This window comes from Mucilaginibacter daejeonensis (genome assembly GCF_020783335.1).
GTDB lineage: Bacteria > Bacteroidota > Bacteroidia > Sphingobacteriales > Sphingobacteriaceae > Mucilaginibacter > Mucilaginibacter daejeonensis.
The window spans coordinates 909,066-929,614 of record NZ_CP086068.1 but is presented as its reverse complement, the minus strand read 5'-3'; the positions used below and the strand labels follow the sequence as shown (position 1 = coordinate 929,614).

Genomic DNA, 20,549 nt, shown 5'->3' with positions numbered 1-20,549 from the left:
TTTGCACTGATTAAAAACTTACACGTAGGCCCAGGTTATAAGAGCGCACCAGCGGGTACACACCGTAATCGATACCCGGAGCCAGGTTGGTAGGCTGGGTACTGTTAGAGCCACCGCTGCTGTAGTTGTAATCAACCTCTGGGTTGTAGCCTTTGTACTTAGTAATGGTGAACGCGTTGACCACCGTAGCAAATATGCGGGCGTTGCTGATGCCTAGTTTGCCGTTGGCCAGCTTAGGCAAGGTGTAACCAAGCGTCAGGTTGTTACAGCGTAAAAAGGAACCATCCTGTAAGTAAAAATTAGATAAACGGGTGCTGTTGCTTTGGGTACCTGCACGTGATGCACGGTAAACGGTGCCATTGCCCGGGTTCGCGGCGTTACGATAACGGTTAGCTACATCAGCATAGTTATTACCCGATCCTTCCATGTTGTACAGGTAGTAATCCTGACCATCCAACACATCGTTACCCTTTGAGCCGTTGAACGCTGCATTAAAGTCGAACTTTTTGTAGGTAGCGCTGATGGCGAAACCGTAAGTGAAGTCAGGATAAGGGTTACCGATAACGGTCTTATCGGCATCATTCACTATACCGTCGCCGTTGGTATCCTCAAAGTACAGATCGCCCACGTGTAACGGGTTAGATTGTGAGGCCGATGGCGCTACTTTACCCAGTTTATCAGGCGTTACCATGCCAGCCACCTTGAAGCCGTAGAACATACCGATCGGTTGCCCTTGCTGGGTGATGTTGGTGAGGTACGAACGCTCGGCACCGTTGATGATGATGGTATTGTTACCGCTCAGTTTGGTCACCAGGTTGCGGTTCACTGATATGTTACCGCTCAGATTCAAGTTGAAATCCTTGGCGTTGATCACGCGGCCATCCAGTTGCAGATCCAGGCCTTTGTTGCGCACTTGTGAGTTACGCAGGTTGGTCAAAATGGTGGTACTGCCAGATATGGCCGATATCGGTTGATTGTATAAGATATCGCGTGAGTAACTCAGGTAATAATTGACCAATAAAGATAAACGGCCCTTCAACAAACCGATATCGGCACCAAAGTTATATTGTGAGGTCGATTCCCAGCTCAATTTATCATCAGCTATACCATTTGAGTAGGTACCTGACACTACCGTGCCGTTATTACCGAACACCACGCCCGTAGGGCTCGACAGTGTTTGTATGTAACCGTAATTACCGATGTTGTAGTTACCACTGCGCCCCCAACTGGCGCGAAGCTTAACGGTAGACGCAGCACCCAACCAATCTTTATAGAATGGCTCTTGCGACAGCGTCCAACCGGCTGATACCGAAGGGAAGTAGCCATACTTGTTCTGCGGCCCAAAACGTGACGAACCATCGGCACGGAACGTACCCATCAGGAAGTACTTACCATCGTAGCTGTAATTGACACGCCCGAGATATGAAAGCAACGTGTACGCCGACTTACCGGTAGGCACCAAACCGGTGGTACCTAAACCGGTGGCCAACCCGATGTTGCCCTGATACAATCTGAAAAATGCCGCATCGGCACCTTTGCCTGTGATCTCGGGGATGTTATCGTTCTGGAAACCGGTAGCGATCACGCTGATCACATCGCTGGTGTTCTTTTGCGCGGTGTAACCACCCAACAGATCCAGTTTATGCTTACCGAACTGTTTATTGTAATTTAAGGTGAACTCGGCCAGCTGATCTAGTACATCGGTGGTTTGTGCGGCCGCGGTAGCAGCAGCTATCGATTGGGCCGAACCCGGAGGGTTGGCACCGTTACTCAAGTTGGTTGGCAGATAGTAATCATACTTTTCGTTGTATTTATTGATACCCAGGTTGGCTTTGAACACCAGTCCTTCAAGGATCTTATAGCTGGCGTTGGTGTTCACCAAGGTACGATAGCCCTTACGGCCGATCATGGTACGGGTGGCCAACGCTACCGGGTTCTCAATGCTTTGGTAACCGTAAGCAGCCGACTGTGATGCCGCCGCGTTAGTAGCCAGTGAACCATCGGCGTTATAAGCCGGGAAGAACGGCATGTAGATCAGCGCACCTAATATCGGTCCGTGGTCAAAGCGGCCTTCCTGGGTCTCGCGGTTGTTGTTTTGCGTGTAGGCCAGGTTAGCGCCAAAGTGCAAACGCTTGCTGATGTCGCCATCAACGTTACCTCTAAAGTTGTAACGCTCCTGACCAGAGTTCAGGATGATACCTTTTTGATTTTGGTATCCGCCGCTCACATAATAGCGCACCCCATTACCACCACCTGAAAATGCCAGGGTATGGCGCTGGTAGAACGCGTTGCGATACAACTCATCCTGCCAGTCGGTGTTAACCGTTTGCGGGATAAGCGTTTGGTTACTGAAATTGTACAGGTAGTCAGGGATCTGCACGCTTGATGCGGCCGATATACCCAGGGCCGATAGCTTTTGCGTACGTACACTGTTCACGTCGCCATACATGGCATCGTTCCAGGTTTGGCCGGCGTTGGTCCACAGGTCGTAGTAGGCATTATTACGGCCATCGATCACCAGTTGGGCAAAGTCGTTAGAGTTAAGCAGTTTTACCTTTTTGGCCAGTTGGCTAACGCCGGTCTGTACGTCGTAATCGAATTTGCCTTTACCTTCTTTGCCACGTTTAGTAGTGATCAGCACCACACCGCCCGATGCACGCGAACCGTAAATGGCCGCTGATGCCGCATCTTTTAGTATATCGATCGATTCAACATCCTCAGGATTGATGAATACATCATTATTGGCAGGGTAACCATCGATCACATACAACGGATCAGAGTTGGCTATAAAAGAGCCCACACCACGCACACGGATCTTGGTGCTTTGGTAAGGCGCACCTGAGGTTTGCGATACCTGTACACCGGCAACCTTACCTACCAGTGCCTGCCCAACGGTAGGCGCTGCCAGGTTCAGTTCGCTGGCTTTTACGCTGGATATGGCGCCGGTAACATCGCTTTTACGCATAGATTGGTAACCGATGGCCACCACCTCGTTCAGCATGTTATATTGAGGTTTAAGCTTGACGTTGATCTGGCCGTCGCCTACGGTAACTTCCTGGCTTAAATAACCAACAAAGCTGAACACCAATACGGTACCCTTATCGGCATTCAGTTTGTACTTACCATTGGCATCGGTGATCGTCCCGGTGGTGCTATTTTTAATGTGCACCGATGCTCCGGCAATAGGCTGGTTATTTTCGTCAGTAACGGTGCCGGTGATCGGCATCACGCTTTGGTGATCGGCCATTAACGGCGTAATGGCTAACGCATTTGTGGAGGCAGTTAACAGCGATAGAACAAAAAAGCCGTTAAAAACACCCTTCAAAAGATCGGGGATGATCTTTTTATTCATATTTTTAAAAATTAGTTGTTGTGAGACCTAAGTAGAGTTTGATCGGCAGCTAACACATTTATTTTGACCGGATGATAGTTGGCGCTTTATCCGGTCTTTTTATTGGGTGTAGCAGCATTGGGAAGAGCGTTCGGTTGTTACATAGGCTGTGCGATTAACGGGACCATTACTTTGTGAACTTGATACGATAACCAGCCCGCTGTTGAGCCGACTGCATGTTTATGCGTTTTTGATCGCTATTATGGCAACAAAGCTACTTTTGGCATCTTAAGCTAAGGGCATACCTATGTTAATTTTTCATTAAAGATCTTAACGCGATCTTTGCTTAAAGAAAACGCCGAACGGTCGCACCCAACAAAAAAGCGACCGCCAGTGTGTTTTAACACCAACGGTCGCCTGACCAATAAATACTTATGACGCGGGACTACCGTCGCCTGATGAAATAGCCCCTATCCAGCTACTTCACCTGATATGGCTGCCCGTTCACTTTGACGTTCACTAAGGTCAGCTTATCGGCCGCACCTCCTGCGAAACCAGCTTCCTTTTTAACCTGCAGGTCAATGTTCTTTAAGGTGAACGTGCCGAAGGTGGTGCGTTCGGTACCTTTCATCTCCCCCAAGGTAGCGCAGCTGCCCTTAACATTAGAAACACTGATGTTACGCACTGTAGAGCTTGGCGGTTGCTGTCCTTTCAAGTCGAAATACTGCGTCCATGGTGATACTTTGAGCAATGTAGAGTTGCCTTCCATGGTGATGCCATCAAGGGTTATATCTTCATATTGCTGCGGGGTATCGGGACGTAATTTTAAGCGAAGCACGTTCACGCCGCGGGCGATACAACGCTCTACCTTTACATGCCTCACTATGGTGGCCTCGCTTCCGCAGGTCACTACTCCCCCACCCGATTCAAAAACGCAATCAGAGATAGTGACGCGCTCCACTGGTGGACTGTCATGATCGCCCATGGCCAACGGACCTTTTGAACCTTTCAAGGCAATGTCATCATCCCCTACCGAAAAGTAGCATTTGATGATGTTGATATCCTGAGAGCTATCCACGTCGATCCCGTCAGAACTTGGGGCATGGTCATGAGGTTTGGCACCGCCTGGCGCCTCGAAACGGCAATTGGTCACCTCCACGTTCTGATCACGGTACAGGTGCAGGTTCCAGAACCCGGAGTTCAGGAAACGGATACCGCTGATCTTAACATCCCGAGAGTTTTGTATGAACGCCAGTCGCGGCCTTTCAACGTTCAGGTTGGTAGTGCCCGGAATAGAATCACGACGGGCATAGAACAGCAGCCAGAATGGCTTGCCACTACCATCAAGCGTGCCGTTACCAGTAATGCGTAAATGATCCACCTTATCGCCGTTGAGCAAGGCGGCCCTCCAGGGCTCAAAGTGCCCTTCTATGCGGGTCAGTATCTTAGGATAATCCTCAATGTTGGTCGAGCCTTTCAATACCGCACCATCACGCATCTCAATGTTCACACCCGGCTTCAGGAACAATGCACCAGATAAGAATACGCCCTTAGGGATCAGTAATGTCCCGCCGCCTGCCTTAGCGCATTTATCGATCAAGGCCTGGATGCTTTTGGTGTTCATGGTCTTGCCATCCCCTACGGCCCCTGATCTGGATATATCGTAATAGCGGGGAGCACCTACCACAGCCGAAGCATGTTCAGTTCGCATAGCTTCTGGCTTCACCTTGGATTGAACATTGGTGAGCAAAGGCGTTATCAGCAATGATATTTTGAATAGTAGACCTTTCATAGGCGTTTAAGTAGTGTTTTACAAGATAAATATATCGTTTTGAATGACCAGCGACCGTACGTCCAATCTATAACGCCTGACCCCAATGATCATTGGCGGTTAGTAGACCTTGTGCTAACCGAATAATCAAAAAGCCGCTTTTTGGCGGCTTTTTGATCGTGAAAAGGTTTAGGTCAGTATCATTACCAGCCCGGGTTCTGTACTTCCTGCTTTTCGGCCGGGGTAAGTGGTGAGCCATTCTTTTTAACCAGATCCAAGTAAGAAGTTTGCGGGATCGGGCGCAACAAGTGCTTAGGCGCGATAGGCTTGGCCTCATCATTAAAGGCGGTCGCCCTTGCCACCAGCGTTCGGGTACGGGCCAGATCTTCCCAGCGCATGAATTCACCCATCAACTCGCGCGAGCGCTCGTTCAGGATAAAGGCCAGGAACTTGTCGGCATCTGAACCAGCACCTACCCTGCTGTAAAACTCTCTCGTAGAGTTTAGGATATCTCCCACACCATTCAAACGAAGGTTGGTCAACGTACTACTTGTAGTAGTAGTGGGCAGGTTGTTTGATTCGTAGTAAGTGTTACGGTCAGAGTATGAAGTATTGGCTGTAGGTGAGGTTGCCGGGTTGGTACGGTAAGCGATGCCACCGTCCACGTATGCGGCACGATCCTCACCTTCTTTGTAAGCCGCGCGGTCACGCAACTTGTTAAGGTAAGGCAGCGCTGCTGCATAGTTACCCAAACGGCCTTGTGCTTCGGCTGCGATCAGGTAGGTCTCGCCCAAACGAGCCAGGATACCATCACGCTGGCCAAATTGTGAGGCTACAGTATTACGCGAACCATCTAAGAATTTAGACATGGTAACGTACTGGCTGGTACTGAAGTTACCATGGTTACCCAGCAAGTTCTCTGGCTGACCGGCAAAATAACGTACATACATAGTAGGTGCACGCAATGCTATGCTTGCAGTGGTATAGCGGGTATCACCAGCGTTGTTCACGATGTAAAGGATAGACTCCTGACCCACCGAAAACTTGTTTTGACCGGCTTGCGGATGACCGGCAGGCCATTTAGGTAAGTTAGCGGCGTTGTTACTGATGTAGCGGGTCTTGAAGCTCTTCCAAAAACGGGAATCGTTCACGCGGTCATATACATCAAGGGCATAGTCGGTTGAGCGTAAGCGCTGAAACTCACGACCACCGGCCAGGTCACGCACCATACCTGGCTGGTTCTGGTACAGTGATGGGTACCAAAGGTGCGCCTGGTTACCATAACGGCCTTGTGTGGCGGTGTTGTTCGAGAACTCGGCCGCCAATATGATCTCGGCGTTGGTCTCATTGGGGCCGTCAACTGTGGTGAAGTTCCAAAGATCACTGAAGTTAGTGGCCAGGGTACGGCCGCTGGTATTGATGATCTCGTCGCAAAGCTGTATCGCTTTGGTCAGGTCGGCTTGCTTGGTCGAGGCATTCCAGTCGCTGTTGATCTCGCTGGCGCGGAACAGGTAAACCTTAGCTAAAAAGTGTGCTGCTGCCCATTTGGTGATGCGGCCACGCTCGGCAGGCGTTGCAGGCAACAGATTGTATGCCTGCGTCAGATCACCTATGATCTGCTCGTATACCTGCTGTGCACTCGCACGGGTGAACTCTTCCTCGATCGTTAGCGATGCTTTGAGTTTAAGCGGCACACCACCGAACTGTTTTACGAGTTTAAAATAATCGAATCCGCGCATGAAGTAACCTTCACCCAAACGGGTGTTCTTGTTAGCTCCATCATAATACAATGGTACGTTCTCGATCAGGATATTGGCCGAGTTGATATTGCCATACATGTTATCCCAAACGGTGGCCACATCGCCGTTAAGCGTGGTCAGGTTAGCATCGTACGAGTTGAACATTTGTTCAGTACGGTCGCCACCTACAGTGAACTCATCGGTACCGTAGTTGGTGGTAGCGTAGGCCCACTCGTAATTGAAGTGGAAACGCAGGCCCTGGTACATACCGATCGACAGACCATCCAGACCGAAAGTGGTCTTGAAATCTTCGGTGGTGAGTTGCGTGATCGCATTCTCATCCAAAAAACTTTTTTTACATGAAGTGGGCATGGTCAGCATAAAGCTTACTGCTGCGGCACTGCATAATATTTTTACAGATCTTTTCATGATCATCTTTTTATTAGAAACCAACATTTAAACCAAATACAAAACCACGGTTGAATACTGAACCGCCGGTATCAGGATCGATCCAATCGATCTTAGAGTACACAAAACCAGGGTTAAGTGCCTGAGCATAGATCTTCACTCTCGATAGGTTCATCATCTTGGTCACCTTGGTAGGCAGGAAGTAACCTAACGTGATGTTACGGATCTTAATGAACGAACCATCCTGGTAGTTCATGGCGCTACGGAACGGGTCGCCGGTGGCACTGGTGTACAACGGCGCCGGATAGGCATTGGTAGGATTGGTAGGGGTCCAGTAATCTACCACACGCTGCGCAAAACGGCCTTGTAATGATTCGGCACCGGTTTGGATCAAATAGTTCCAGCGGGCAAAAACGAACGCCGATAATTCAACACCCTTGTAGTTAAAGGTATTGGTCATACCGCCTGTCCAGCTTGGGGTAGAGCTGCCACGTACCACGCGATCGCTATTGGCGTCTATGCGGCCATCACCGTTTTGATCCACCACCTTTATTGATCCAGGAAAGAATTGCCTTACACCATTGTTCGCGTCGCTATACTTCTTCATCAAAGCCTGATCATCTGGTGTATCTTGCCAAATACCAGCCTTTTCATAGTCGTAGTATGAACTGATACGTTGACCGATGAACAGGTTGCTGGCCACCAGGCTTTGATCGCCGTTGATCAGTTTCACGATCTTATCCTTGTTGGCTGCAAAATTCACCGTCGTTGACCAATTGAAATCACGTTTTTTGATGTTCACGGTGGTCAGAGTAACCTCTATACCACGATTAGAGGTGCTGGCGATATTGTCATAGGAGGTTGAGTAACCATTGATGCTTAATATCGGTCTCAGGAATAACAGATCATTGGTACGAGAACGATACAGGTCGATAGCACCGGTAACACGATTCTTGAATAAGCCGAACTCGATACCTAAGTTGTATTGAGTGGTCTTCTCCCAGCCTAATGATTTGTTAGGCAATGAGATGGGGTTAGCTAATGATGCATCTGACGATACATAACCTGGTTGAACCGAGTTACCATAAGTATAGTAAAGGGTCTGTAATTGACCTACGGTACTGTATGGACCGATAGCAGAGTTACCTACCACACCAACACCAAATCTTACTTTCAGGTTATCGACCCAATTAGCTGCTCTGATGAAGTCTTCCTGATCCATGCGCCAGGCCACCGATGCCGATGGGAAGAAATCCCATTTGTTGCCGGGAGCCAATTGCGAAGCACCATCCCAACGACCAGAAACGGTCAGGATGTAACGGCTGTCATAAGAGTAGTTGAAACGGCCCATGTACGAGTTCAGTGATGTTTGAACAAGGTTGGTACCGAAGCCATCAAGCGCGGCCACTGAGTTCAGTTGATACCACAGCTGGCTGTTGTAAGGAAGCTTGGTAGCCGTCATGGTCGATGTTTCCTGACGGTATGAGGTTGAACTTTGCAGGAAGGTAGCACCAATGTCGTGCTTGCCTATGCTCTTGTTGTAATACAACAGGTGATCAAGCGTCCATGACAGGTTGCTGGTTTGGTTCAATTGGGCATAGTTGGTGGATCCGGCCTGACCAGCACCGCGGTTGATCGAGTTTTGATCCATCCAGCGGCCGTTGTAGTTGTTGTAAAAATCGGGACCGAAGTTCAGGCGATATTTCAAACCTTTCATAATGTTCACCTCAGCATAGAAAGAACCTAAAGCACGGTTGATCTTGCGCAAGTTGATGTTGTATTTATCCTCACCGATCGGGTTCTGAATGTTCACATCACCACCTGGCAGGTTAATGCGGTTACCGTTCGCGTCAAACGGAACGGCGTAAGGCAACATGCCTAAGGCCGCAAAATATAATTGGTTAGGACCGGTAGCACTGGTGGTCGAGAAACCGTAATTCTGTTTACCGAAAGAGGCATTGATACTACCCCCCATGGTAAGCCATTTGGTAGGTGATGCATCAACGCTCACTTTAGCGCTGTAACGGTTATAGTCCTGACCTAACTGAGTACCATCCTGGTGCAAATAACCGAACGAGGTATAGGCTTTGATCTTATCGGTACCGCCGCTTGCGCTCAATACATGATCATGTGTCAAACCAGTGCGGATCACCATGCTTCCCCAGTCAGTGGTAGGCACTAAGCTTCCGTCATAAGTACCGTTAGCCCAGCCTTTTTCAATATTGGCAAAGGCCAGGGCATCTTGACCGAATATACGACGGTCATCGGCCAAGGTCGGAGTAGTGGGATAGGTAGATGACGCAGCAGCACTCGGGTTCAAATAACCTACACGACGGTAAGCATCTCTCCTGAACTCGATGTACTGTGCCGAGTTCATCATCTCCTGACGGTTGTGTAGGTTCTCTACCGTAAGGGTTCCTACATAATCGAGTGCCAGCTTGCCGGCCTTACCCCTCTTGGTGGTCACCAAGATCACACCGTTCGCACCACGCGAACCGTAGATCGCTGTTGCAGAGGCATCCTTCAAAATGTCGATGGTCTCGATGTCGTTAGGGTTGATGGTCTCAATACCGCCTGTACGCAGGTCAAGTGGGATACCGTCCACCACGTATAAAGGGTTGTTGGTAGCGTTGATCGATCGTGCACCACGTATACGCACGCTGCCGATCTCGCCGGGGCGCTCGTTCGAGGTAATGTCCACACCCGCTGCTTTACCCTGTATAGCTTGTAAAGCGTTAGCTACCGGTCTTGAACGGATCTCCTCGGCGTTAACACTCACTACCGATGAGGTCACGTCGGCTCTTTTCACCACGTTGTAACCTACTACCACTACCTCACTCAGGTTACTGGCCTGGGTGATCAGCTTGATGTTCAGATTGGTTTGGTTACCTACAGTTACCTCCTGGGTGGTAAAGCCTACATATTTGACCACCAATACCGCGTTGGCATCAGGCACGTTCAGGGTAAAGTTACCGTTCACGTCAGATATGGTGCCCGAGTTGGTACCCTTCACGGTAATGCTCACGCCTACCAGTTCCTCACCTTTATCACTCACGATCTTTCCTTTGATCGGGATAGGTGCGGTGGCTGTGGCAGTGGCGGCGGCAGACCTTTTGCTCAACACGATACGATCGTTAATGAGCTGATAGTTGATGTCGCCGGGTAAAATGTTGGTTAAAATGGTCTCTAACTTTTGTGCGTTGGCCGTGTAAGTGATCTGGCGATCAGTGTTGATCACACTTTTGCTATACACGAACTTAACGCCCGAACTTTGCTCCAGCACTTTAAGTGCGCTTTGCAGGTCGGGCTCGTTCAGGGTAACGCTTACTATCTTGTCAAGTATTTGCGCATTGGTACTTTTTGAGTACGCCACACTCGATAGTATGAGGGCAATAAGTAACTGGCTAAACGTGATTTTCATGATCTTTAGGCAGTTAGCAGGATCAGGTAAATAATATTGCATACATTAAATTGGTTGTTTGATGTGTGATCTGTTGATGTGCATATGCGATCAGCGATCGTACGCACGGTGAGCGTTCGGCGCTCGCTAAGCGGTATCCTCTCCTCTGGTTCTTTTCGTTCTCATAATTTGATACATGGGGGTTATAAGGTGTTGGTAGTAAAAACAAAAGTGTTGCTGTCCTTCATGGCGTAGCTGGCGTTGATCGAGGTATCGATCATATCCAATATGGCGGGCAGGCTTTGATCGGTAAGATCGGCGGTAAAGCTCAGGCCGTTCAATCGGGCATCCTTGCTGTAGATATGGGTATCGAACTTTTGATTCAGCGCCTTGAACACATCCTCCATACGGGTGTCGTTAAATGCCAGTGATACCTTTTTCCAAATGCGCATCTCTGAAGCGGCTACCGGAAAGGTCTTCTTGATCAGTTTTTCGTGACCGATAAGCGTTACCTTCTGATCAGGCAGCAGCATCACCTCTTCGTTATGGTGATCGCGGTGTACCGATACCTTACCCGTAACTACCGATACCTCGGCCGGCTGATCGGCTAAAGCGCGTATCCTGAAGCTGGTTCCCCACACTTTGGTCACGATCTCCCGACTGGTGATCACAAATGGGTGAGCCTGATCTTTGGTAACTTCAAAAAAAGCTTCTCCCGTAAGTTTCACATCGCGTTTTGCTCCTTTAAAATGACCAGGGTAAGTGATAGCACTTTTAGGCGCCAACCATACCACGCTTTTATCGGGAAGGATCTTTTTGTAGATGGCCAAGCTATTGTTCTTTATGGTGACCTGACTTACTACATCACTGCCTTTATATTTGTCCTCATTTGCCGGGGTGCTTACTTTGAGGAACAGCAGAAGCATTGCCGCCAGTCCTGTAAGGGCACCGGCGATCAGGTAAAGGGTACGGTAGCCGGGGCCTTTTCTTTCCTGTTCGCGCTGTGCACGAAAGCCATCGAACATAGAGCTTTTCAGCCTTTCTTGTTCTGCAGCGTCCAGAAAGCGTAACGGGTCAGGGTGGTCATCAAAACTTTGATACCACTCATCTACCGCTGCTTTTTCGTCAGGCGTACATTCTCCACTCAAGTACTTGCGTACCAGTTCGGGCGTGATCTTCATACCAATAAGCGTATTTAAATGACTGTTGGGATCAATTGGTCATAGATATGACATGCCGGGGTGGCCTATCCCTTGCTCCGTTTCAGAAAAAAAGAAGAAAAAATTTTAGGCGTACTAATGATGTGCGGCCGGAGCTTCTGAAGATGATATAAGATCAGATAAAGCTTATGCAAATGATCAACAGCACGTTCACCGCCATTTTGATCCTTTTGATGGCCTTGCTCAAGTGGCCTTCTACCGTTTTTTCAGATATGCCTAATGCGGCCGCAATCTCTTTGTTGGTCTTGTTCTGCATGCGGCTCAGCTCAAACACCGACCGGCATTTAACAGGCAGATAACTTACCTCACGTGCGATCACGTGATGAAGCTCATGCAGTAGGATCACCTGCTCGGTAGAATTATCTTCGTCGCTGTTAACGCGATGCAGGTTCTCGAACACCACATTGCGGCGTGCCTCGCGGGCAAAATAATTTAGGACCAAATGCTTGATGGATGTGTAGATGTATCCCTCGAACGAGGAGCGAATATCGATCTTGTGGCGGCCTGCCCAAAAGTTGGTCAAAAAGTCCTGAACGATCTCCTCGGCCACTTCTCGACTCCTCACCCGCTTATAGGCGAACGAGTATAGCTGCTTCCAGTGCCGGGCATAGATCTCTTCAAAAGCTTGCTCGTGGTCTGCTTTGATCAGGCTCAGTAATTGAATATCGGTCAAACTTTTCAGATCGGACATCGCTGGCGAACAGGTCATTTTTAATTGGTCACGTGATCGGTGCGCCCGTTAATGACAGCCGGAACAACGCATCAAAAGCTCAATGCAATGAACAAAGCGGACATTATAAAAATTAGAGGCGATCGATCGGCTGCACGACCTAAGGCCATGCAATTGGTGCAGCTAACGTAGATATTATTCCGTCATTTACTGTCCTGTAGTATCATGCCCGCTCCTGCCCGGTGATCAAAAAGCAGAACGCCGCTCCCTGTTAGCAGAGGCGGCGTTCCCGATGTAGTGGTTAAAATAACTCTCTATTTGAAACGATAGGCAATGGTCACCCTGGCGTTGCGCGGCATATCATATATATAAGTGTAATATGATACCGACGTAGCGGTAGGTGCGCTTAGCTGGGTGTATGAACCCTGGGTAAGCAGCCTGCGATCGAGCAGGTTATTCACCAGCGCCGAGATGGTGATCCGGCCTTTCTCGTACGACGCTCCGGCATCGAATCGGTAATAGGCCGGTAGCGAAAGTGGTGCCGCGGTAGATCCGGCATACCTGCCCAACTGGATCTGGTAGCCACCGTTCAGGCCAAAGCCGTTGAGTAACGAGCCATCTCTGCGGAAACGATAGTACAACCAACCGTTGGTGATGTGCTTCACCGAATTAGGCGTGCGCCGGCCCACCAGGATATTGCGGTTATCTTTGGTCACCTTAGCATCGGTGTAGGCATAGTTAAGCACCAGGTTCAGGTTGCGGGTGATCTCGCCGTTAATGTCCAGCTCAATACCTTGTGAGCGGGTCTCGCCAAGTTGGATCTGCGCGTTAGGATTTACGCGCAGGTGAGCAGGGTCAAGATCTGGTGTTAACACGTTCTTTTTGATGATGCGGTAAGCTGCAAAGGTGGTGTTCCACTTGCCATCAAGCCAGTCCTTTTTCAAACCGAACTCGATATTGTTGCCTCTTACAGGCTTGAACGGTTCACCTGCCCAATTCTGGCCGGCTTGCGGTAAAAATGCCTGATCATATAAGGTGTAAGCGCTCAGGTCTTTCAGTATCGAATAGCTCAGGCCAACCCTCGGACTGAAAACGTTGTCAGACAATTGAGTAAGGTTGGTCTTACCCACGGTGATGGCACGGGTAAAGCGGCCGGCCAGCGTAAGGCGTAATTTACCTTCCAGCATGCGGAGCTCATCCTGCAAATATGCGCCGGTATAGGTCAGGTTAGTGGCGTACACATTAGAACCCGAACGGTTCTGGATACTCCTTGAACGGTCAAAGAAAGGAATGTTCTTGAAGGGGATACCGTATACGGGGTTGTAGATGTTGAACGTAGCGTTATTCTCCAATTGAAGGTCATTCAGCGTTACACTTGAAAAATCGCCCCAGGTCTTGAGGTTACCCATATCGATACCGGTCAATATGCGGTGCACTACCGGACCGGTCACCAGGTCGCCAAAGATGCTTACCTGAGCGTTCTTGTTGATTGCCAGCTCCTCGCTAATGTTTAGGTAACGCCTCATATCGCCGTTCGGTGCAATGGTAGATGGCCATGGCGTGCCTCCATCCAAACCATAGCGTACATAGGCCGCTTGTGCGTTGATCTGCCAGCCACTGCCTAAGCGATGGTTGAAGTACAACGTCACATTATGATCGTAAAGTTTAGCTGGGTCAAGAGCCGGGTCGCCTAAAAAGAAGCTGGGGTCGGTATCAGCAAAGCCTTTGGGCGAAAATCCGTAAGTACCCAAGGCTTGGGCCTCTACGTGCTGCGTGGTATACTCGGCCGTTACGGTGGTGTTGCTATCGATCTTGTAGCTGATCACCGGTGCGATCACGTACTTATCGGTATAGTTGTATTTATTGTAACTGCCTTTGGTTTGTGCGGCCACGTTAAGGCGGTACAGTAACCGGCCGTCCTTAGTGATCTTGCCGTCAAGATCGGCAGCCACACGGCCCAGGTTATAGCCACCACCACTCAGGCTGATCGAGCTGCGGTCCATTCCGGTAGGTTTTTTGGTCACGATGTTGTAAATACCGCCCGGCTCGCCGTTGGCCATCATGAAGCCTGCAGGTCCTTTCACGAATTCCACCCGGTCTATCGTTGCGGCATCGTCAGCAAGCGGTCCCCAGGGCATTTTTTGGTTCATGCCATTGCGGAAGGCCGGGATATTGGTGCCGCGCATAAATATATTGGCATATTGTGCATCCCAGTGGCCCAACCTGGTGGCGCCACTCACGTTGCGGGTGATGCCGTCAACCACGTCGAACACCAGCTGATCGGCCATCAACTGGCTGGTCACGATCTGGATATTTTGCGGTACCTCAATGATCGGCGATTGCAACCTTAACGAGTTAGACGGCCGGTTCACCTTGTACTTATTTTTATTGGAGTTCACCTCAACTACGGCCAATTGTGCCTGGCTTTCCGTCAACGAAAAATCGACGATCACGGTCTTCCTGCCTACCACATGCACGGCCTTCTCATTAGCCTGAAGCCCTACCGCTGATACCACCATCACGTAATCGCCTTCAGGCACTTTCTTGACATGGTATTCGCCGTCCTCGTTGGTAACAGTGCCGTAGCGGGTGCCTTTCAGCTTTACTGAAACCTTGGGCGCTACCGAACCATCAGAAGTAGTGATGCGCCCGCGGATACCGCCGTTCTGTTGCTCATCGTCAGAGATGTTGTGTAGAGTTCTTACATACGCGTTGGTGTTGGAAGTGAGGTGTTTTTGAGGAGAATTGGCAGTTGCCGCCAATGCATAGGTGCACAAAGTGCCCAATAGCATAATTTGTTTAACTTGCATTACTTTTAATTGAACATTAAGGGTAGGCCGGGTCTTCCGGTCAGCCACACGGGGTCGGAGCCGTGTGGCATTTTTTTTGTGCAAATATATCCTTATTTAGATTAATTCCAATTAAAAGGAAGCGAAATGTCCGAAGTAAATAGCCGTATATCGGCGTTGTTACGATCCTTCATACCGCTGCTCATCAATAGATCAGTACATAAAAAAAAGGCAGGTGTGTCGGTACACCTGCCTTTTGCTATTCATATGGTAATGCTCTTAATAACCCGGATTCTGACCGAATTCGGCACCGTTGGTGAGGGCATTGATCTCGACCTGTGGCACCGGACGCAAACGGTGGTATGGCTGCACGTCAGTGATATCAGGGTTGGCCGCTTTGATGCGGGCCGCGAACTGGTCGCCGTTAAGCGTACGTTTCAGATCATACCAGCGCAGGTGTTCGCCGCAAAGTTCGCGGGCACGTTCATCCAGTATAAAGTTGATACCTCCTGCCTGTACTTCGGCAGCGGTGGTTTGCATAGCGGCGGTACGATCCACCGGTACTTTGATGGCCGCACGGGTACGTAACACGTTCAACTGCGTGGCAGCTGCACCAAAGTTACCCAACTGGAACTCGGCCTCGGCAGCGATAAGGTACATTTCCGCCAGGCGGATCACCATGATATCGTTGAAACCGGGCTGGGCGTTCACATCGGTACGGGTCAGGTCGATGAACTTGATCAGCGGAACGAAATCCGTCAGTGACCTGATGGTGCCGTTGGCATTGTAGAGGTCATTGATATCATACAGCACCCAGGGTTTGGTAGCTTTATCAGGCACAACCTGCTTGGTGATCTCCATGGCCCTTGAACCAGGCGTGATCTGCTGACCGATCACCGAGGTAGCTTTACCATAAGTAGTGGCTGATGATGCGTTCCATGTAAAGGCCGAAGAAGCGTTGGCATTCCAGGTCTCTTGGAATGAAGCCGCATAACGGCCGTCGATCTGCTCATTGAAAAGGTTAAGCAGGTAGCGGGTAGGCTGCAAACGTTTTTGCCCGTCAAAGCCGTATTGAAAACTGCGTACCAACCCCGGCCTGCCGTTGTAGGTGGTCAGGTACCAGGCGTGTAAGCGGTTGGCGTTACCATCGTAATCAAGCGTTACATTGGTAGAGTTACTGATAATGTACAGTGCTTCTTTATTGTTCTTGTTGTTGGACGGGTTCCAAAGCTCGGCCGGTGATGCCCAAAGATCAGTGCCTAACTCCGTTTTACGGGCGATCACGTCGTTAGCGGTGTTACGGGCAAGGGTCATGTAATCTGTACGTTCCTGCCCGGTAGCGTAGTAAGCTCGTGACAGGTAAGCACGGGCCAGCATACCCATGGCCGACTTTTTAGACGCACGGCTATACTCGCCATTTGCGCCGCCACTGTATGATACCGGCAAATTATCGGCCGCGAACTTCAGGTCGCTTAAGATCAGGTCGTAAAAAGCACTTACCGAACTACGGGTGGCGGTCAGCTCGGCGGTCTGAGTTTCGGTGGTACGTAAATTCACGCCACCAAATTGCTCAACGATGTGCCAGTAGTAAAAGGCACGCAAAAAGCGCAGCTCGCCTAAACGACGGTTCTTTTCGGCCTGATCGGTAAAACCGGCCTGATCGATGCGGTTGATACCCGCGTTGCATTGATTAATAGCACGGTAAAAAAGCCTGAATATAGTCCCTGCCGAACTTGGCGAAGCTGGAGTAAGGCCAGAGTATTTGGTCACCTGGTTGGCATAGCTGATCTTGTTGGCCGTGAACCAAAGGTCGGTACCACCTTCTGATATCAGCGGTCCATCCTCTTTACCATAATAGGCTCGTTGTTCCTGGTAAGCCCCATTCACGGCCGTAACAAAGCCTTGCGGAGTGGTCCAGGTGGCATCTGAGGTAGCACCACCGGGGTTCACCTCGTTCAGCCTTTTGGTACATGACATCATGGCAACGGTCACGAAACCGATGCCTGCTATTTTATATAGTATATTTTTCATGTTGTTCTGATGTGTTCGTTCATTAAAAATCAAGGTTCACCCCAAATACCAACTGGCGGCTAAGCGGCGATGACTCGGCACCACCACGCTCCGGATCGTAATCGCGCAGCAGCGGGTTTTTAGCGTAAGTGAAAAGGTTGGAGCCTGTGGCATAGAACCTCAGCGTGGCGACCTTCAACCGGTCGGTCACGCTTTTGGGTAGCGTATAGCCTAACGATACGTTCTTGATCTTCAAGAACGATCCATCAATGTACAGTAACGATGTGTAAGTGTTAGGATACAAGTTGCTCAGGTTACCCCTGCCCGGGCGCGGGAAATCGTTCGACGGGTTGTTGATGGTCCAATAATCAAAGTTGGCCGGGCCGTTGGTGTCACCTGATGGATTGTAGCGGCCAATGAATTCTCCCTTAACGGTCTGTCCGTAACGGGCCATCAGGAAAACGTTCAGGTCAAAACCTTTGTAGGTGAAGGTATTTTGCAAGCCACCATACCATCTTGGCTGTTGGTGACCGATCACCGTGCGGTCATTGTTCACATCGATCTTGCCATCGCCGTTCATGTCCTGCACTTTGATATCGCCCGGTTTAAAGGCCACGTTATTCAAGGTGGTCGTGATCGGGCCATCGGCGGTTTGCCATATGCCGATCTTTTTGTAGCCGTAGTATGATTGCACCTGCGAGCCGATCAGCAGCGAGTTCTCCTCGGTGTTGATGATATCACGACCATCGATCAGGCCGGTGATCTTTTCGCTGTTATGCGAGAAGGTGGCCGTAGTGCTCCATTTAAAATCCTTGCTCTGGATGTTCACGGTAGACAAGGTGATGTTGATTCCCTCATTTTGAGTAGAGGCGATGTTCTGGTAAACCAACGTTTGCCCTGACGACTGTGGCAATGCGCGAGGGTACAGCAGGTCGGAGGTTTTGGTTAGGTACCAGTCGATACCTAAAGTAACACGGCTATTAAAGGCGGTGATATCGGTTCCGATGTCCAGCGTGCGTGAGCGTTCCCAACCCAGGTCAGGTGATACCACATATCCACCAAAGGTGTAAGCCGGAGCCGGCACGTTACCAAAACCCATGTTGGTAGAGGTAAGCAAGCTTTGGGTATCATACGGCCTGATGGTAGAGTTACCGGTCACACCATAGCTGGCGCGTAATTTCAGGTTGTTCAGTTGTTTGATGTCTCTCATGAACTCTTCACGACTGATCACCCAGCCTGCCGATACCGACGGGAACGAATCCCATTTGTGACCAGGAGCTAACCTTGAGGCACCGTCCCAACGCATGGTACCTTGCAACAGGTATTTGCCATCGAAGCTGTAGTTCACGCGGCCGGCGTAAGCCAGCAGGTCAAAGCGCTCATAACCCGATGTGGTGCTGCGGGTGGTGGCCTCGGTACCATTCAGGTTATAGAATAACTGAGATGACAGTACCTGCCTGATACCTGCGGCGTAATTCTCCTCGCTATCGCTGTGGATGTAGCTTGATAACGCGGTCACGGTGAAGCTATGCTTCTTGATCTCGCGGTTGTAGGTGATCACGTTATCCCAATTATAGTAACGCGAGTTGCTGTTAGTGATCGATGCGGCCGAATAACGAACGTTGTTCTGGCTCAGCGAGAATGGGTCATTGAACTGTCCACGACGGCTATTACCTAATACAGTACCCAGGTTACTGCGGAAGGTCAGTCCTTTGATCGGGCTTAATTCTACATAAGCGGTGGCATTGATCTCGTTACCGGTGGTTTGATCTACTGATGCGCCCGGGCGCTGATCAGTGATCGGGCTAATGGTAGCGCTGTTGCCGGCGATCGGGAAGGTATTGATCGAGCCATCAGCATTATAAGGCGTGCCTAGCGGAACAGCGGTCAAAGCTACCGACAATGGGTCGCGGCGGGCATTGGTCTTGCTGAAAGCCAGCTGGCCTACTATACCGGTCTTGATCCAGTTGTTCAGTTTGTGATCGATGTTGTAACGGAAGTTATAACGGTTGTAATCGTTATTGACCAGTTGCCCCTCTTCCTTAAAGTAACCAAGCGAGAAAAATGCCTTGGTGTTCTCATTACCGCCACGCACGTTCACGGTATGGCTTTGCTGACGACCATTACGTGTGGCCAGGTCCACCCAGTTCACAAATTGGCCGGCCTGTATGGCGGCGTACTCTACCGGGTTACCGCCAAATACGGTATTATCATCAGGGATCACGCCGGTGGTCTCGTTACGGAACGATTCACGGCGCAGATTCAGGTAATCCTCTCCCATGCGTGGCTGCGGGAACTTGGTCCAGCCGTTGATACCGAAGTAGCCTGAATAGGATATTTTGGCCTTACCTGAGATACCTTTTTTGGTGGTGACGATGATGACCCCATTGGCACCCTGCGAACCGTAGATAGCCGTTGACGACGCATCCTGCAACACCTCGATGCTCTCGATATCATTAGGGTTGATGTTGTTGATGCTGCCACCGTTCTGTACCCCATCTACCACCAGCAATGGCGCGTTAGGCAATACGCCGCGGGCCGTATTCAAGGCGTTAGGGATCGAGCGGGTACCCCTTAACTGGATGTTCACGCCGGCACCGGCATTACCCGAACTGCGGGTGATATCCACACCGGCAGCGCGGCCCTGTATAGCCTCGAAAGGGTTGTGCGTAGGCGTCTTTACGATGTCGGCCGCTTTCACCGAAGATACCGAACCGGTAAGGTCGCGGCGTTTGATGGTACCAAAACCTACCACCACCACATCTTCGAGGGCATTTTGTTGGGCGGCCAGTTTAACGGTCACATCTTGCTCATTAGCTGTAAAGGTCACGGTCTGTTCAGCATAACCCACATATTTGATGGTCAGGGTGGCATCCTGCCCGGCAGGAACGTTGACCGTGAACTTACCGTTCACATCGGTGATCTGCCCGGCAGTTGATCCTTTGATCGTGACGGCAGCGCCAATGAGCGGGTCGGCATTGCTTGCATCCAGTACCCGGCCGCTCAGGGCGCGGGTTTGCGCCTGGGCAAAGGATACAGTGAGCAAGAAAAGGCATAATAAATAGAATTTTCTCATAGTGTTTATTAGTGAAAAATTAGAAAAGGAAGCGGCACTAACGGCTTGATAACAAGCCAAAAAACCGCCATCAGCGCATCGAATAGCATAAATTGACAGGGGGTGATCGCCCGGAGGCGATAGGGTGGCGACAAA

At 50.1% G+C, this 20,549-nt stretch carries 9 protein-coding genes; all 9 read right to left on the bottom strand.

Annotated elements, in window-relative coordinates; all coding sequences use genetic code 11:
- Positions 1–10: 10 nt before the first annotated feature.
- Complete coding sequence (locus tag LLH06_RS04130) at positions 11–3,352, bottom strand: SusC/RagA family TonB-linked outer membrane protein (RefSeq protein WP_228172000.1); 3,342 nt, start codon at positions 3,350–3,352, stop codon at positions 11–13.
- Positions 3,353–3,809: 457 nt separating this feature from the next.
- Positions 3,810–5,123 carry a glycoside hydrolase family 28 protein gene (locus tag LLH06_RS04125; RefSeq protein WP_228171999.1) on the bottom strand — a complete coding sequence of 438 codons (1,314 nt, stop codon included), beginning with the start codon at positions 5,121–5,123 and terminating at the stop codon, positions 3,810–3,812.
- A gap of 182 nt (positions 5,124–5,305) precedes the next feature.
- Complete coding sequence (locus LLH06_RS04120; protein WP_228171998.1) at positions 5,306–7,270, bottom strand: RagB/SusD family nutrient uptake outer membrane protein; 1,965 nt, start codon at positions 7,268–7,270, stop codon at positions 5,306–5,308.
- Positions 7,271–7,283: 13 nt separating this feature from the next.
- Positions 7,284–10,670 (bottom strand): SusC/RagA family TonB-linked outer membrane protein, encoded by a 3,387-nt coding sequence (locus LLH06_RS04115; RefSeq protein ID WP_228171997.1) that lies wholly within the window; start codon positions 10,668–10,670, stop codon positions 7,284–7,286.
- A 182-nt stretch (positions 10,671–10,852) separates the two neighbouring features.
- On the bottom strand, positions 10,853–11,830 hold the full coding sequence (locus LLH06_RS04110; protein WP_228171996.1) for a FecR family protein: 978 nt from the start codon (positions 11,828–11,830) through the stop codon (positions 10,853–10,855).
- A 154-nt stretch (positions 11,831–11,984) separates the two neighbouring features.
- Positions 11,985–12,578 (bottom strand): RNA polymerase sigma factor, encoded by a 594-nt coding sequence (locus LLH06_RS04105; protein ID WP_228171995.1) that lies wholly within the window; start codon positions 12,576–12,578, stop codon positions 11,985–11,987.
- Positions 12,579–12,853: 275 nt separating this feature from the next.
- Positions 12,854–15,349, bottom strand: a complete 2,496-nt coding sequence (locus LLH06_RS04100; RefSeq protein ID WP_228171994.1) for a TonB-dependent siderophore receptor — start codon at positions 15,347–15,349, stop codon at positions 12,854–12,856.
- Positions 15,350–15,607: 258 nt separating this feature from the next.
- Entirely contained in the window at positions 15,608–17,359 is a 1,752-nt protein-coding gene (locus tag LLH06_RS04095; RefSeq protein WP_228171993.1) for a RagB/SusD family nutrient uptake outer membrane protein, read from the bottom strand.
- Positions 17,360–17,381: 22 nt separating this feature from the next.
- Positions 17,382–20,414, bottom strand: coding sequence for a SusC/RagA family TonB-linked outer membrane protein (locus tag LLH06_RS04090; RefSeq protein ID WP_228171992.1), 3,033 nt, complete (start codon positions 20,412–20,414; stop codon positions 17,382–17,384).
- Between the last annotated feature and the right edge of the window lie 135 nt (positions 20,415–20,549).

What these genes read in the sequence shown, in the direction of transcription:
- LLH06_RS04130 (WP_228172000.1), bottom strand. Translation starts at nt 3,352, where the DNA reads ATGAATAAAAAGATCATCCCCGATCTTTTGAAGGGTGTTTTTAACGGC.
- LLH06_RS04125 (WP_228171999.1), bottom strand. Translation starts at nt 5,123, where the DNA reads ATGAAAGGTCTACTATTCAAAATATCATTGCTGATAACGCCTTTGCTC.
- LLH06_RS04120 (WP_228171998.1), bottom strand. Translation starts at nt 7,270, where the DNA reads ATGAAAAGATCTGTAAAAATATTATGCAGTGCCGCAGCAGTAAGCTTT.
- LLH06_RS04115 (WP_228171997.1), bottom strand. Translation starts at nt 10,670, where the DNA reads ATGAAAATCACGTTTAGCCAGTTACTTATTGCCCTCATACTATCGAGT.
- LLH06_RS04110 (WP_228171996.1), bottom strand. Translation starts at nt 11,830, where the DNA reads ATGAAGATCACGCCCGAACTGGTACGCAAGTACTTGAGTGGAGAATGT.
- LLH06_RS04105 (WP_228171995.1), bottom strand. Translation starts at nt 12,578, where the DNA reads ATGACCTGTTCGCCAGCGATGTCCGATCTGAAAAGTTTGACCGATATT.
- LLH06_RS04100 (WP_228171994.1), bottom strand. Translation starts at nt 15,349, where the DNA reads ATGCAAGTTAAACAAATTATGCTATTGGGCACTTTGTGCACCTATGCA.
- LLH06_RS04095 (WP_228171993.1), bottom strand. Translation starts at nt 17,359, where the DNA reads ATGAAAAATATACTATATAAAATAGCAGGCATCGGTTTCGTGACCGTT.
- LLH06_RS04090 (WP_228171992.1), bottom strand. Translation starts at nt 20,414, where the DNA reads ATGAGAAAATTCTATTTATTATGCCTTTTCTTGCTCACTGTATCCTTT.